14 protein-coding genes are annotated in these 14,174 nt (G+C 59.7%); 3 read left to right on the top strand and 11 right to left on the bottom strand.

Annotated elements, in window-relative coordinates; all coding sequences use genetic code 11:
* Window positions 1–9: 9 nt before the first annotated feature.
* Together CFE47_RS24725 and CFE47_RS24720 are read left to right on the top strand one after the other, a co-directional pair.
* A complete protein-coding gene (locus tag CFE47_RS24725; protein WP_502695509.1) occupies window positions 10–1,056 on the top strand; it encodes a calcium/sodium antiporter in 1,047 nt (348 codons plus the stop codon).
* Entirely contained in the window at window positions 1,053–1,436 is a 384-nt protein-coding gene (locus CFE47_RS24720; RefSeq protein ID WP_169374778.1) for a carboxymuconolactone decarboxylase family protein, read from the top strand. Before CFE47_RS24725 ends, CFE47_RS24720 begins: the two co-directional genes overlap by 4 nt.
* A gap of 101 nt (window positions 1,437–1,537) precedes the next feature.
* Here CFE47_RS24720 and CFE47_RS24715 read toward each other — a convergent pair whose 3' ends face one another.
* The 5 genes from CFE47_RS24715 to kdgD all read right to left on the bottom strand — a co-directional run bounded on the left by CFE47_RS24715 (window position 1,538) and on the right by kdgD (window position 8,093).
* Complete coding sequence (locus CFE47_RS24715; protein WP_185708349.1) at window positions 1,538–2,479, bottom strand: AEC family transporter; 942 nt, start codon at window positions 2,477–2,479, stop codon at window positions 1,538–1,540.
* A gap of 174 nt (window positions 2,480–2,653) precedes the next feature.
* Window positions 2,654–4,207 (bottom strand): galactarate dehydratase, encoded by a 1,554-nt coding sequence (garD, locus tag CFE47_RS24710; RefSeq protein ID WP_286841094.1) that lies wholly within the window; start codon window positions 4,205–4,207, stop codon window positions 2,654–2,656.
* Window positions 4,208–4,218: 11 nt separating this feature from the next.
* The gene (locus CFE47_RS24705; protein WP_185708348.1) at window positions 4,219–5,583 is read right to left on the bottom strand and encodes an MFS transporter; all 1,365 of its coding nucleotides are present in this window, start codon (window positions 5,581–5,583) and stop codon (window positions 4,219–4,221) included.
* Window positions 5,584–5,681: 98 nt separating this feature from the next.
* Window positions 5,682–7,127 carry an aldehyde dehydrogenase family protein gene (locus tag CFE47_RS24700; RefSeq protein WP_286841091.1) on the bottom strand — a complete coding sequence of 482 codons (1,446 nt, stop codon included), beginning with the start codon at window positions 7,125–7,127 and terminating at the stop codon, window positions 5,682–5,684.
* Between the two features lie 54 nt (window positions 7,128–7,181).
* A complete protein-coding gene (gene kdgD / locus CFE47_RS24695; RefSeq protein WP_286841089.1) occupies window positions 7,182–8,093 on the bottom strand; it encodes a 5-dehydro-4-deoxyglucarate dehydratase in 912 nt (303 codons plus the stop codon).
* 235 nt (window positions 8,094–8,328) lie between these two features.
* Between kdgD and CFE47_RS24690 the strand changes: the two genes are divergently transcribed.
* Entirely contained in the window at window positions 8,329–9,486 is a 1,158-nt protein-coding gene (locus CFE47_RS24690) for a phospholipase (protein WP_286841087.1), read from the top strand.
* A gap of 35 nt (window positions 9,487–9,521) precedes the next feature.
* On the opposite strand, the gene CFE47_RS24685 is transcribed toward CFE47_RS24690, so the two are convergent.
* From CFE47_RS24685 to petA, 6 genes are all read right to left on the bottom strand, one after another.
* On the bottom strand, window positions 9,522–10,271 hold the full coding sequence (locus tag CFE47_RS24685) for a FadR/GntR family transcriptional regulator (RefSeq protein ID WP_185708345.1): 750 nt from the start codon (window positions 10,269–10,271) through the stop codon (window positions 9,522–9,524).
* 158 nt (window positions 10,272–10,429) lie between these two features.
* Window positions 10,430–10,849, bottom strand: a complete 420-nt coding sequence (locus CFE47_RS24680) for a ClpXP protease specificity-enhancing factor (RefSeq protein ID WP_122487516.1) — start codon at window positions 10,847–10,849, stop codon at window positions 10,430–10,432.
* Window positions 10,850–10,866: 17 nt separating this feature from the next.
* Window positions 10,867–11,484 carry a glutathione S-transferase N-terminal domain-containing protein gene (locus tag CFE47_RS24675; protein WP_016971566.1) on the bottom strand — a complete coding sequence of 206 codons (618 nt, stop codon included), beginning with the start codon at window positions 11,482–11,484 and terminating at the stop codon, window positions 10,867–10,869.
* A 149-nt stretch (window positions 11,485–11,633) separates the two neighbouring features.
* Window positions 11,634–12,413 (bottom strand): cytochrome c1, encoded by a 780-nt coding sequence (locus CFE47_RS24670; protein WP_185708344.1) that lies wholly within the window; start codon window positions 12,411–12,413, stop codon window positions 11,634–11,636.
* Window positions 12,413–13,624, bottom strand: coding sequence for a cytochrome b (locus tag CFE47_RS24665; RefSeq protein WP_032877803.1), 1,212 nt, complete (start codon window positions 13,622–13,624; stop codon window positions 12,413–12,415). Before CFE47_RS24665 ends, CFE47_RS24670 begins: the two co-directional genes overlap by 1 nt.
* Window positions 13,624–14,174: ubiquinol-cytochrome c reductase iron-sulfur subunit (petA, locus tag CFE47_RS24660; RefSeq protein WP_286841081.1), on the bottom strand; the 551-nt coding region annotated here is incomplete at its 5' end. The genes petA and CFE47_RS24665, both read right to left, overlap by 1 nt.

The following is a 14,174-nucleotide window of genomic DNA, read 5'->3' as shown; positions in this document are numbered from 1 at the left end:
CTGCTGGAGTTGGTCAGCGGCCTTGTACTGCTGATCATCGGCGCAGAAATCCTGGTGCGCGCTGCCGTGCGCCTGGCCGCCAGCCTTAAGGTGCGGCCATTGATCATCGGCCTGACCGTCGTGGCCTTCGGCAGCAGCGCGCCGCAGATGACCGTCAGCCTGCAAGCCACCCTGGCCGGCAATACCGATATTGCGGTGGGCAGCGTGATTGGCAGCAGTATCTTCAACATCCTGGTGACCCTGGGCCTGTCGGCGCTGATTATTCCGCTACGGGTCTCACGTCAGTTGGTGCGCCTGGATATCCCGGTGATGATCCTCGCGGGGCTGTTGGTGTTTGTGCTGGCGGCGAATGAAGAACTCACGCCCGCCAATGGCTTGGTGCTGCTGGTTGCCCTGCTCGCTTATCTCGGCGTGCTGCACTACCAGACTCGCCACTCGCGGCGCCCACGCACGCTGGACACTGTGGCCCGCGCTCCGTGGCTGAGCAGTGTGCTGTTGATGCTGGGCGGGTTGCTGATCCTGGTGCTGGCCGGTCATCTGCTGCTGGGCGCTGCGGTGGATGTGGCGGGGGACCTGGGCCTGTCGGAACGCATTATCGGCCTGACCCTGATCGGCGTCGGCACCTCACTGCCTTGCCTGGCCACCTCACTGATCGCCGCCCTTCGTGGCGAGCGGGAAATCGCCGTCGGCAACGTGATCGGCAGCAACCTGTTCAACCTGCTGGGGGTGCTGGGCTTTACCGCCCTGGTAGCGCCCTCGCCGCTGTCGGTGTCGCCCAACGCCCTGGACTTTGACCTGCCGGTGATGCTCGCTGCCTTGGTGCTGTGCCTGCCGGTGTTCTACATAGGCTACCGCGTGACCCGCGCCGAGGGCCTGGTCTTCTTGGGGCTGTACCTGGCCTATGGGCTGCACGTGATGGCCTTTACCACTGGCATGCCCTTGGCCAACAAGCTTGAACACCTGATGCTGTATTACGTCCTGCCAGTGCTGGTGGCTTTCCTGTTGTTCAGCACGCTGCAAGCCTGGCGCCGCCAACACAAGAGGGAATCGAAATGACCGATCAGAAAAAGCCCGGGGTTGAAATGCGTCGCCAGGTCATGGGCGATGCGTTCGTCGACCGCGCCCTGGGCAATGCCACCGAGTTCACCCAGCCGCTGCAGGACTTCGTCAACGAGCACGCCTGGGGCAGTGTGTGGAACCGCGAAGGTCTGCCGCTAAAGACCCGCAGCTTGATCACCCTCGCCGCCCTCACCGCCCTCAAGTGCCCGCAGGAACTCAAGGGGCATGTGCGCGGCGCTTTGAACAATGGCTGTACCGTGGAAGAGATTCGTGAGGCGTTGCTGCATTGCGCGGTGTATGCCGGCGTGCCGGCGGCGATTGATGCGTTTCGGGCGGCGCAGGAAGTGATCGAGGCGTATCAGGCGGATCAGCAGTGACTGTCAGATAGCTATCGCAGGCAAGCCAGCTCCCACCCTCGATTTGTGAACACATTAAAAGGTGGCTTGCCTGCGATTGGCCCTCAAGGGCGCTCCAAAAATCAGATCCAACCCCCCGCCTGCAACACAAAAATCCCGATATTGGTGGTCACCGCCGCCATCAGCGTGGTGATCACAATAATCGCCGCCGCCAGCTCATGATTGCCCTCTGCCGCCCTGGCCATCACAAAACTCGCCGCCGCCGTCGGCGCGCCGAAATACAAGAACAAAATCCCCAACTCCGGCCCCCGGAACCCCAGCAGCCAGGCACCGAGCGTGGCCACCAGCGGCAACCCGATCATCTTCACCAGGCTCGCACTCAGCGCCATGCTGCCGCTTTTACGTAACGCCGCCAGTGACAAGGTGCCTCCGATGCAGATCAGTGCCAGGGGCAAGGTCATGTCCGCCAGGTACCGCCCGGAAGACTCCAGCCAACCGGGCAAGCCAATCTGGAACACCGCAAACGGCGTAGCGACGATCACGCTGATAATCAGCGGGTTGGCCACCACGCTCTTGAAGATGCTCCACGGGTCCGACTTGATCACCGGGCTGTACACCGCCAGTACGATGGTCGACAGCGTGTTGTAAAACAGGATCACCAACGCCGCGAGAATTGCGCCGAGAGAGATACCGTAATCGCCATACATGCTGGCCGCCAGCGCCAGGCCAATCACCCCGTTGTTACCGCGAAATGAACCCTGGGTGTAGATACCCCGGTCTTCACGTGGGCACCGAAAAATCGCCCAGCCCCAGGCCAGCGCAAAGCTGAGCAACGTGGCGACGGCGAAGTAGATCAGCAAACCCGGCTTGAGCGCCGAGTGCAGGTCGGCATGCAAGATGCCGAGGAACAGCAGCGCCGGCATGGTGACGTTGAACACCAGCGAGGAAGCCGTGTGGATAAAGTTGTCGTTGATCCAGTTGATGCGCTTGAGCAGCACCCCCAGGAACAACATGGCAAACACCGGCGCGGTGATGGTGAGGGTGGTGAGGAAAATTGCCAGCATGCCGGGGAGAACCTTGGTGAGCGTCGTTAGGTGGCTAATGATAAGCCATGCTGCCCTGCGGCGTCTGTTAGGACGCCTTCGCGAGCAAGCCCGCTCCCACATTCGACCGCATTCTCATGTTGGAAATCGGTTAAATGTGGGAGCGGGCTTGCTCGCGAAGCAGGCGACTCGGTCTCAAGTAATAGGCGCAGGGTTAAACAACGTGATGTCGTTATGCAGCTTATGCTGCTCCGCCCACGTCTGCTTCTTGCCGCTGGCCACATCCAGGTAGAAGTGGAACAACTCCCAGCCCAGCTCCTCGATGCTCGCGCGCCCGGTAGCAATACGCCCGGCGTCGATATCAATAAGGTCTGGCCAGCGCTGCGCCAGCTCTGTGCGCGTCGACACCTTCACCACCGGCGCCATCGCCAGCCCGTAAGGCGTTCCGCGTCCAGTGGTGAACACATGCAGGTTCATCCCGGCCGCCAGTTGCAAGGTGCCACACACAAAGTCACTGGCTGGCGTGGCGCAAAAGATCAGACCCTTGCCCTTGAAGCGTTCGCCCGGGCCGAGCACGCCGTTGATCGCGCTGCTGCCAGACTTGACGATGGAGCCCAGCGACTTCTCGACAATATTCGACAACCCACCCTTCTTGTTCCCCGGCGTGGTGTTGGCGCTACGGTCTGCCTCGCCCTTGGCCAGGTAACGGTCGTACCAGTCCATTTCCCTGACCAGTTCCTGGGCAACTTCCTTGCTCTCGGCCCGTGAAGTCAGCAGGTAGATGGCATCGCGCACTTCAGTGACTTCGGAAAACATCACCGTCGCCCCCGCCCGCAACAGCAAGTCCGAGGCATAGCCCAGCGCCGGGTTGGCGGTGATGCCGGAAAACGCATCGCTGCCGCCACACTGCATGCCCAGAATCAGCTCCGAGGCCGGCACGGTTTCGCGCCGGCGCTGGTCGAGCTTCTTCAAGCGCGTCTCGGCCAGTTCCATGATCTGCTCGATCATTTCGGTAAAGCCGTGACTGGAGTCTTGCAGCCGATACAGCCACGGCTCGCTCAGGTCGACCGAGCTGTCGTTGTCGTGCATCACCTGTCCGGCCTGCAATTTCTCGCAGCCCAGACTAATCACCAAGGCTTCGCCGCCCAGGTTCGGGTTACGCGCCAGGTTGCGCACGGTGCGGATCGGAATATAGGCATCCGTCGCAGTAATCGCCACGCCGCAGCCGTAGCTGTGGGTCAACGCCACCACGTCATCGACGTGCGGGTACTTAGGCAACAATTCGTCCTTGATACGCTTGACCGCATGGTCCAGCACACCGGTGACGCACTGCACGGTGGTGGTAATGCCGAGGATATTGCGCGTGCCCACGGTGCCATCGGCGTTGCGATACCCCTCAAAGGTAAACCCCTCCAACGGCGCCTGGGTTTCGGGCACCTCGGTGGACAACGGCAAGCTGTCCAGCGGTGGCGCGGTGGGCATGCGCAGTTGATCTTCCTGCACCCAACTGCCGCGCGGAATCGGCGCCAAGGCGTAACCGATGGTCTGGCCGTAGCGAATAATCTGACCGCCTTCGGGAATATCCTCCAGCGTCACCTTGTGGCTCTGCGGGATGAAATCCACGGTCACCAGGCCGTCGGGGAATTCGGTCCCGGCCGGTACACCCTGGTCATTGACCACGATCACTACGTTGTCACGCTCGTGCAAACGAATGGAGCGCGGCGAGTCGGCATGTTCAATCAACTGCATTACATCGCCCCTCAGGAGTGCGCTTGGGTAAGGTTGGTCAGCTCGGGGCCTTTGGTTGGCGGCTCTTTGAGTACGACACGTTTGATCGGACCGACGATGACCAGGTAGCTGAACACCGCCACCAGCGCGTTGGCGCCGACGAACACCAGCGCCCATTTGAACGAGCCGGTGGTGCTGATGATGTAGCCGATGACAATCGGCGTGGTAATCGACGCCAGGTTACCGAAGGTGTTGAACAGACCACCACTGAGGCCGGCGATTTGTTTCGGCGAGGTGTCGGACACCACCGCCCAACCCAGTGCGCCAACGCCTTTGCCAAAGAAGGCCAACGCCATGAAACCCACCACCATCCATTCGATATCCACGTAGTTGCAGGCCACGATGCTGCTGGAAATCAGCAGTCCACCAATGATCGGCGCCTTGCGTGCAAACGTCAGGGAATGCCCTTTGCGCAGCAGGTAGTCGGAAATCACCCCACCGAGCACGCCGCCGATAAAGCCGCAGATCGCCGGCAATGAAGCAATGAAACCTGCCTTGAGGATGGTCATGCCACGGTCTTGCACCAGGTACACCGGAAACCACGTCAGGAAAAAGTAGGTGATGCCGTTGATGCAGTACTGGCCCAGATAGACACCAAGCATCATGCGGTTGGTCAGCAACTGACGGATGTAATCCCACTTCGGACCGTCAGTTTTCTTACCCTTGCCCTTGTCTTGATCCATATCGACCATCGCGCCATTGGCTGCGATGTGGTTGAGCTCGGCTTCGTTGATCATCGGGTGCTGGCGAGGGCTGTGGATAACTTTCAGCCAGATCAGCGAAAACAGGATGCCGATCACGCCCATCACGATAAACACATGCTGCCAGCCGAAGCTGTAGACGATCCAACCCATCAGCGGCGCAAACAGCACCGTGGCGAAGTATTGCGCCGAGTTGAAGATCGCCGAGGCAGTGCCGCGCTCGGCCGTAGGAAACCACGCCGCAACAATACGGGCATTTCCAGGAAACGAAGGCGCTTCGGCCAGGCCCACCATGAAGCGCAGCATAAACAGCGCAACCACAGCAGTGGAGACACCGAACTCACCGACATAGCCTTGCAGCACGGTGAACAGTGACCAGGTGAAGATGCTCAGGGCGTAGACTTTTTTCGAGCCGAACCGGTCGAGCAGCCAGCCGCCGGGGATTTGCCCAGCCACGTAGGCCCAACCGAATGCAGAGAAGATATAACCGAGGGTGACCGCGTCGATACCGAGGTCTTTTTGCAGGCTGGAGCCTGCGATGGCGATGGTGGCCCGGTCGGCGTAGTTGATCGTGGTCACCAAAAACAGCATGAGCAGGATCAAATAGCGGACGTGGGTCGGCTTGGTCGCTTGCATGAAGAAGTACTCCCACTAATTATTTTTTTTGCGGGTAATGGTTTTCTGTTTTTCAGCGTGGGGACCAGCAGGCATCCGGCCCCCACAGGTGTTGCGAGTTACGAACCGATGTAGCTGGTCTTCACCACGGTGTAGAACTCTTGCGCATAGCGACCTTGCTCACGCGAACCATAGGATGAACCCTTACGGCCACCGAACGGAACGTGGTAGTCCACGCCGGCGGTCGGCAGGTTGACCATCACCATCCCGGCCTGGGAATGGCGCTTGAAGTGGTTGGCGTACTTGAGCGACGTCGTGGCAATGCCCGCCGACAAACCGAATTCGGTGTCGTTGGCCATGGCCAGTGCTGCCTCGTAATCCGCTACGCGCACCACGTTGGCCACTGGGCCGAAGATCTCTTCACGGCTGATACGCATGGCCGCTTCGCTATCGGCAAACAGCGTCGGTGCCAGGTAGTAGCCCTCGGTGTCGCAGGTCACCAGGCCACCACCACTCACTAGCCGCGCACCTTCGCTTTGGCCGATGTCGATGTACTTCAAGTCCTGGTCCAACTGAGCCTGGGAAACCACCGGGCCGATGTCGGTGCCGCTTTTCAACGCGTGGCCGACCTTGATCGACTTCATGCGCTCAGCCATCGCCGCAACGAACTGGTCGTGAATGCCGGCGGTAACAATCAAGCGGCTGGAAGCGGTGCAACGCTGGCCAGTGGAGTAAAACGCGCTCTGTACCGACAGCTCGACGGCCTGCTTGAGGTCGGCGTCGTCGAGAATGATCTGCGGGTTCTTGCCGCCCATTTCCAACTGCACTTTGGCCTGGCGCGACACGCATCTGACCGCAATCTGGCGCCCTACACCCACCGAGCCGGTGAAGCTGATGCCATCGACTTTCGGGCTGTTGACCAACACGTCGCCAACCACACGGCCGCTGCCCATCACCAGGTTGAACACACCGGCGGGGAAGCCTGCGCGGGAGATGATTTCTGCCAGTGCCCAGGCGCAGCCCGGGACCAGCTCGGCAGGCTTGATCACCACGCAGTTGCCGTAGGCCAGGGCCGGGGCGATTTTCCAGGCGGGGATGGCGATCGGGAAGTTCCACGGCGTGATCAGGCCGACCACACCCAGGGCTTCGCGAGTCACTTCAACGTTAACGCCAGGGCGCACCGACGGCACGTAGTCGCCGGACAAGCGCAGGCATTCACCGGCGAAGAACTTGAAGATGTTACCGGCGCGGGTCACTTCACCGATGGCTTCGGGCAGGGTCTTGCCCTCTTCCCGGGCCAGCAGGGTGCCGAGCTCTTCGCGGCGGGCGAGGATTTCACTGCCGACTTTATCCAGGGCGTCATGGCGAGCCTGAATGCCCGAGGTGGACCAGGCCGGGAACGCGGCGCGGGCGGCGTCAATGGCGGCGTTGACCTGGGCGACATCCGCCTTGGCGTATTCGCCAATGACATCAGACAACTCCGACGGGTTGAGGTTGACGCAATAGTCGGCACCGGCCACCCACTGGCCATTGATGTAGTTTTCATAACGCTGGGCTTGGGACACGAATTCTCTCCTGACGCAAAAGGCCGCTGATCTCTCAGCGGCCTTGTAGATAGGTTATTGCGCGCCTTGCTTGTCGATCAGCGCGGCGAGGGCTTCGTATTCTTCCGGCAACAGGTCGGTCAGCGGGGTGCGTACCGGGCCTGCGTCGTAGCCGGCGATTTTTGCACCGGCCTTGACGATGCTCACCGCGTAACCGGCCTTGCGGTTACGGATGTCCAGGTATGGCAGGAAGAAGTCGTCGATGATCTTGGCAACGGTGGCGTGATCGTCCTTGGCAATCGCGTGGTAGAAGTCCATCGCGGTTTTCGGGATGAAGTTGAACACCGCCGAGGAGTACACCGGCACGCCCAAGGCTTTGTAGGCCGCAGCGTAAACCTCTGCAGTCGGCAGGCCGCCGAGGTAGCTGAAACGATCACCGAGGCGACGGCGAATCGAGACCATCAGTTCGATATCGCCCAGGCCATCCTTGTAGCCGATCAGGTTCGGGCAGCGCTCGGCCAGGCGTTCCAGCAGTGGCGCGGTCAGGCGGCAGACGTTGCGGTTGTACACCACCACACCGATCTTTACCGATTTGCACACCGCTTCAACGTGGGCGGCAACGCCGTCCTGGCTGGCTTCGGTCAAGTAATGCGGCAGCAGCAGCAGGCCTTTGGCTCCCAGGCGCTCGGCTTCTTGGGCGTACTCGATGGCCTGGCGGGTCGAACCACCGACACCGGCGAGAATCGGCACGCTGGTAGCGCAGGTATCAACAGCGGTCTTCACCACTTGGGAATATTCACTGGCCGCCAGGGAGAAAAACTCACCGGTGCCGCCTGCGGCGAACAACGCGGTGGCGCCGTAAGGGGCCAGCCATTCCAGACGCTTGATGTAACCCGCCTGGTGGAAGTCACCCTGGGCGTTGAAATCGGTCACCGGGAAAGACAGCAGACCGCGGGAGAGGATGGACTTCAGTTCTTGTGGATTCATTATTCGAACACCCTGGGCGAAGACTTTCTATTGAAAGGTTGTTGTTGGTTTTGGTGATGTCGTACGTCATCGTACAACTATAAATAATTTCGTCAACTGCAATTCGTCGAGGTCGTTCCGAGGCTCGCTGTTTTTCTTGCCTTCTTGACGTAGGAAATTATTCCTCTACTCTGGCCATAGCTGTATATGCATACAGTTATTACGGAAGATTCCTACGACATAGCAAGGAGCTAACATGTCAGGTCTTGAACTCGCGACACCCGAAAAGAAACCACCCGTCCTGCGCTTCGAAGGCGGCGAACACACCGCCATTGGCGATGACACCCTGTTGCGTTTCGCCAAGGACGCCCCGGCGATTCCCGCACGCCAAGTCGAATTGCACCTGCCTAACGGACTGGCATTGACCTACGGCCAAATGATCGCCCTGGGCGGTGACTTCTATGGCATCCCTGGCCAGCCCATCAGCGATGGCGCCTCGCCTGCCGAGCGCGTGCAACGCTTTAGCGCTGCGTTCAACACGCTGGCGGTGTTGCCCGCTTCACGAGCGGAAGCGCAGAAGATCCTTGCGGTGATGCAGAAGGAGATCAACGCGGTCAACCAGGCGATAAAGGAGGGCAAGCACGCTCACGAAGCTTATGACGCGCTAGGTGATACGTTGTCCGAGGAATGGAACCGCATCACCGGTGGTGGCAGCGTGGTTTCTGCGCTGGTTCCCTTGGGCCGCTACTTGAAACTGGCGGCGGACAATGCTGACCACTTTGGTGAATGGGCACTGTCGGCGTATCTGGCCGGACATACGGCCGCACTACAACAGGCCTTGGTGGCGCATCAAACTGGGACCGACCAGGCATTGGAATTGGCGTATGCCATGAACAGCTTCGCCGATCACTTTTTGACCGACTTGTATTCTGCCGGGCACTTGCGGGTTCCGCGCAAACAATTGGCCGCCGTGGTGACGCCGGGCGAACTGGGCTCGCTGATCAGCCGCTTCATGCACGACGAAGACAGCAAGTTCGGGCTCAAGGTGCGCAATGCCCTGGGGGACGAATGGCATGCCTATGGGGATAAACGCTACTTCGACGTTATCGACGCGGACAATCGGGCGCAGGTCAAACGCGCGGTGCAAGCGTCGGCCGATGAGATCTTCGAAACGTTTATCAGCGGCGTGGCGCCCTCCCCGGCCAACTTCAAGGCGCCACTGTACGTACCGGATTTGAACGCAGTGCAGAACCCGGCGAACAACTTTTCGCCGCTGTTCAAGCTGGAGGGGGATAAGGTGCTGCGGCGTAAAGACGTGAATGACCTGAACGACAAGCACTGGACGAATGATTGGTGGGGGTGGAGCACCTATCTGCTGCTCAAGGACTACAAGCCGAACCAGCCTGCCAGCTAAGACACTGTCGCTCCCACACTAGATAGGCATCAACCTCAGTTGCGCTGCGCTTCTGCCTCTTCATGGGCATGGCGCAGCCGCTCACGGCTGTTGGTCAGGTGCAAGCGCATGGCCGCACGCGCCGCATCCGAATCCTTACGGGCAATCGCCTCGTAGATCTCTTCGTGCTCACGGCTCAGGCGTCCCATGTAGTGTTGCTGGTCATCATGGGCAAGGCGCGCCGAATTCAACCGCGTGCGCGGAATGATGCTGGTGCCCAGGTGGGTCATGATGTCGGTGAAATAGCGATTACCGGTGGACAGTGCAATTTCCAGGTGGAACGCAAAGTCGGACGCCACCGCGTCGCCGGCGTGTGCCGCACTTTCATTCAAGGCGTCGAGGGCGGCGCGCATGGCCGCCAGTTGCTCATCACTGCGACGCAGCGCAGCCAGGCCGGCGGACTCCACTTCCAGGCTGATACGCAGCTCCAATATCGCCAGCACATCACGCAGGGTGACCACCGTGGCCGGGTCGATACGGAAGCCGCTGGGGCTCGGCGTGTCCAGCACGAAAGTGCCGATGCCGTGACGGGTTTCCACCTGCCCTGCCGCTTGCAAGCGCGAGATGGCCTCACGCACCACGGTGCGACTGACCCCATGGGCTTCCATGATCGCCGACTCGGTGGGCAGTTTGTCGCCACGCTTGAGTTCACCGTCGCGGATCTGCTCGGACAACACCGTGACCAATTCCTGGGCAAGGCTGCGGCGCTTGCGGGGAAGACGAGGGGCGGTGTTGGCGTTTTCCATGATGGATCATCTTTCTCGGTGAACTTGAGCACGCATCATAGCCCATGGCGGTTGTACGATCACCGTCCGGGCGCGACTTTCATCTACATCCTGCGCGCAAAAAAATGCCCCGGCACAGGCCGAGGCATTTTTCAGGCTTGCCCGAAGGCGATAGCCGCTTACTTCACCACTTTCAGGCTCGGCCGGCCGCTTGGGCGCGGGGGCTCGGCATCCGGTGGCGGCAGGTCATCGCCGTCTTCGTTTTCGATCGCTTCGTCATCCTCGAAAGGCGACTCCAGATCGAACACCATGCCTTGGCCATTCTCACGGGCGTAGATCCCGAGAATGGCACCAATCGGCACGAACAGCGTATGCGGCACGCCGCCAAAACGCCCTTCGAAGCTGACCGCTTCGTTGTCCATGTGCAGGTGGCGCACGGCACTGGGCGATACGTTCAGCACAATCTGTCCGTCACTGGCAAAACCCTGCGGTACCTGAACCGCAGGAAATTCGGAATTGACCAGCATGTGCGGGGTGCAATCGTTGTCCACAATCCACTCATAGAGCGCGCGGACCAGGTAGGGTCGACTGGAGTTCATCAGCGGCTCCTTAAGCCTTAGCGCATATCGCGTTCGACACCAGACAGACTCGCCTGGAAAGCCTCACGCGCAAACTGGCGCTCCATGTAATCAAGCAGCGGCTTGGCAGGCCGCGGCAGTTCAATACCGAGAATCGGCAAACGCCAGAGTATCGGTAATAGGCAGCAATCCACCAAACTTTGTTCCTCACTGAGGAAAAAAGGCTTATCGGCGAACAATGGCGAAACGCCGGTCAGGCTTTCGCGCAATTCCTTGCGCGCCTGTACGCGAACGGCTTCTTTTGTACGCGAATCCAGAATCACATCCACCAACCCGCACCAGTCGCGCTGGATACGATGGATCAGCAGACGGCTGTTGGCACGCGCCACCGGGTACACCGGCAGCAACGGCGGATGCGGGTAACGCTCATCCAGGTATTCCATCACCACGGTCGACTCCCACAACGCCAGGTCACGATCGACCAGGGTGGGCAAGCTGCCGTAGGGGTTCACTTCGATCAGTTTCGGCGGCTGACGGCCCGCCTCCACACTGATGATCTCGGCGCTGACACCCTTCTCTGCGAGTACGATACGCACTCGGTGGGAATAGTGGTCGGCGGGGTCGGAGTAACAGGCCAACCGATTGGTCACGCCCATGGCGGTCCTCCTCGCTTGTTGAAATTATCGAAAGCTCAAAAACGAGCGCGCCCAGAGAGCATCTCTGTAACGGCAGGTGTTACCTGGTCGCTACGTGTTCAGAGATGCCGCTGGGCGCGCAAGATTAACAGCAATTGCTTACGGTTGGATCAATGCACATCCTTCCAGTATTCGCGTTTGAGCAGATAGGCGAATACGAAGAAGAAGGCCAGGTACAGCAATACATAGGTACCGATGCGCTGGTGCTGCAGTTTGACCGGGTTGGCCGAGTAGGCCAGGAAGGTCACGAGATTTTTTACCTTCTCGTCGAACTGCTCTTCATTCAGCGCGCCGGTCTTGGGCACGATGGTCAGTTGATCGCATGCCTCGTGAGTCAAAGGCGTACCGGTCAACGGATCATATTGCTTCTTGCCGTCTTCAACGACCTGAACCTGCTTGCATCCTACCACTTGGCGACCCTGCAGGCCGACCAGAACGTTGGGCATGCCGACGTTCGGGAAGACTTTGTTGTTCACGCCATAAGGACGCGCTGGGTCTTCGTAGAAGGATTTCAGGTAGCCATACAGCCAGTCGGTGCCGCGCACACGCGCCACCAGGGTCAGGTCAGGCGGTGCTGCGCCGAACCAGGTCTTGGCGTCAGCGGGTTGCATACCGATGTTCATGTGGTCGCCGATCTTGGCGCCGGTGAACACCGAATGGCTGAGCATCACGTCATGCGGGATCCCCAAGTCATCGGCAACACGCTCGTAGCGCTGGAACTTGGCGCTGTGGCAACCCATGCAGTAGTTGGTGAACGTACGCAGCCCGTCCTGCATGGCGGCCTTGTCGGACACGTCGATATCGACTTTTTCCAGCTCGGGGCCATGCTCGGCAGCGAAGGACAGTAGCGGCAGCGCCGCAAGCATCAATGCAACGAATAATTTTTTCATCAGCCAGTCACCCTTTCCGGTACCGGTTTGGTCTTCTCAAGCCGGGTATAGAACGGCATCAGAATGAAGTAGGCGAAGTACAGGAAGGTGCAGACCTGCGACAGCAACGTACGCTCAGGAGTCGGCGCCAGAACGCCCAACACGCCGAGAATCACGAACGAAATGCAGAACACCCACAGCCAGATCTTGCTCAGCCAGCCCTTGTAGCGCATGGACTTGACCGGGCTACGGTCGAGCCAAGGCAACACGAACAGCACCGCGATGGCCGCCCCCATGGCGATTACGCCCATGAGCTTGTCGGGAATCGCCCGCAAGATCGCGTAGAACGGCGTGAAGTACCAGACCGGGGCAATGTGCTCAGGCGTCTTGAAGGCGTTGGCCTGTTCGAAGTTGGGTTTCTCCAGGAAATAACCGCCCATCTCCGGGAAAAAGAACACGATCGAGCAGAACACGAACAGGAAGACAACTACGCCGACAATGTCTTTTACGGTGTAGTACGGGTGGAACGGAATGCCATCCAGCGGGATGCCGTTCTCGTCCTTGTGCTTCTTGATATCCACGCCATCCGGGTTGTTGGAACCCACTTCATGCAGTGCCAGGATGTGCAGCACCACCAGGCCCAGGATCACGATTGGCAAGGCTACTACGTGCAAGGCGAAGAAGCGGTTCAGGGTGATGCCGGAGATCAGGTAGTCACCACGGATCCACTGGGTCAGGTCGTTACCGATGACCGGAATCGCACCGAACAGCGAAATGATCACCTGTGCGCCCCAGTACGACATCTGGCCCCATGGCAGCAGGTAGCCCATGAAGGCTTCGGCCATCAGCGCCAAGTAGATCAGCATGCCGAAGACCCACACCAATTCGCGCGGCTTCTGGTACGACCCGTAGAGCAGGCCGCGGAACATGTGCATGTAGACGACGATGAAGAACGCCGAAGCGCCTGTAGAGTGCAGCAGGCGCAGGATCGAGCCGTACTCGACGTCACGCATGATGTATTCGACGGAGGCGAACGCCTCTTCCGCCGACGGGGTGTAGCTCATCGTCAGCCAGACACCGGTGACGATCTGGTTGACCAGCACCAGCAGCGCCAGGGAGCCAAAGAAGTAGAAGAAGTTGAAGTTTTTTGGTGCGTAATATTTGCTGAGATGGTCTTCCCACATTTTTGTGGCAGGGAAGCGCGCATCGACCCAATCCATGAACTTGCTCATCAGGCTTTCTCCCCCTCGTCGACGCCAATGACAATGACACTGTCAGTCTCGTAGTGATGTGGCGGAACTGGCAGGTTCAAGGGTGCGGGCTGGGACTTGTAGACGCGACCGGCCAGGTCGTAATGAGAGCCGTGACACGGGCAGAAGTAGCCACCGACCCAATCCTTGCCAAGGTCGGCAGGAGCAACTTCCGGGCGGAAGGTAGGCGAGCAGCCCAAGTGGGTGCAGATACCGATCAGCAGCAGAATCTCTGGCTTGATCGAGCGAATTTCCTTATCGACGTAAGCGGGTTGGTCGGAATTCTTCGAGTCGGGGTCAGACAGCTGACCTTCGATTTTCTTCAGATTCCCCAGGATTTCCTCGGTACGACGAACGATGAATACTGGCTGACCGCGCCACTCAGCAATCATTTGCTGGCCTGGGTCGATCTTGCTGACATTCACCTTCACCGGTGCACCTGCGGCTTTCGCCTTGGCACTGGGAAACCATGACCCCACGAACGGGACCGCAGCCCCCACCGCTCCTGCAGCACCCACCACGGATGTGGCTG

The organism is Pseudomonas sp. PGPPP1, assembly GCF_002255865.1.
In the GTDB taxonomy this organism is placed as follows: Bacteria; Pseudomonadota; Gammaproteobacteria; order Pseudomonadales; family Pseudomonadaceae; genus Aquipseudomonas; species Aquipseudomonas cremoris.
Note: the sequence above shows the minus strand (reverse complement) of the source record. Positions and strands in the feature narration are given on the sequence as shown.

Excerpts from the sequence above, each read along its gene's own strand:
- CFE47_RS24720 (WP_169374778.1), top strand. The coding sequence starts at position 1,053 with ATGACCGATCAGAAAAAGCCCGGGGTTGAAATGCGTCGCCAGGTCATG.
- CFE47_RS24715 (WP_185708349.1), bottom strand. The coding sequence starts at position 2,479 with ATGCTGGCAATTTTCCTCACCACCCTCACCATCACCGCGCCGGTGTTT.
- garD (WP_286841094.1), bottom strand. The coding sequence starts at position 4,207 with ATGCAGTTGATTGAACATGCCGACTCGCCGCGCTCCATTCGTTTGCAC.
- CFE47_RS24705 (WP_185708348.1), bottom strand. The coding sequence starts at position 5,583 with ATGCAAGCGACCAAGCCGACCCACGTCCGCTATTTGATCCTGCTCATG.
- kdgD (WP_286841089.1), bottom strand. The coding sequence starts at position 8,093 with ATGAATCCACAAGAACTGAAGTCCATCCTCTCCCGCGGTCTGCTGTCT.
- CFE47_RS24690 (WP_286841087.1), top strand. The coding sequence starts at position 8,329 with ATGTCAGGTCTTGAACTCGCGACACCCGAAAAGAAACCACCCGTCCTG.
- CFE47_RS24685 (WP_185708345.1), bottom strand. The coding sequence starts at position 10,271 with ATGGAAAACGCCAACACCGCCCCTCGTCTTCCCCGCAAGCGCCGCAGC.
- CFE47_RS24680 (WP_122487516.1), bottom strand. The coding sequence starts at position 10,849 with ATGAACTCCAGTCGACCCTACCTGGTCCGCGCGCTCTATGAGTGGATT.
- CFE47_RS24675 (WP_016971566.1), bottom strand. The coding sequence starts at position 11,484 with ATGGGCGTGACCAATCGGTTGGCCTGTTACTCCGACCCCGCCGACCAC.
- CFE47_RS24670 (WP_185708344.1), bottom strand. The coding sequence starts at position 12,413 with ATGAAAAAATTATTCGTTGCATTGATGCTTGCGGCGCTGCCGCTACTG.
- CFE47_RS24665 (WP_032877803.1), bottom strand. The coding sequence starts at position 13,624 with ATGAGCAAGTTCATGGATTGGGTCGATGCGCGCTTCCCTGCCACAAAA.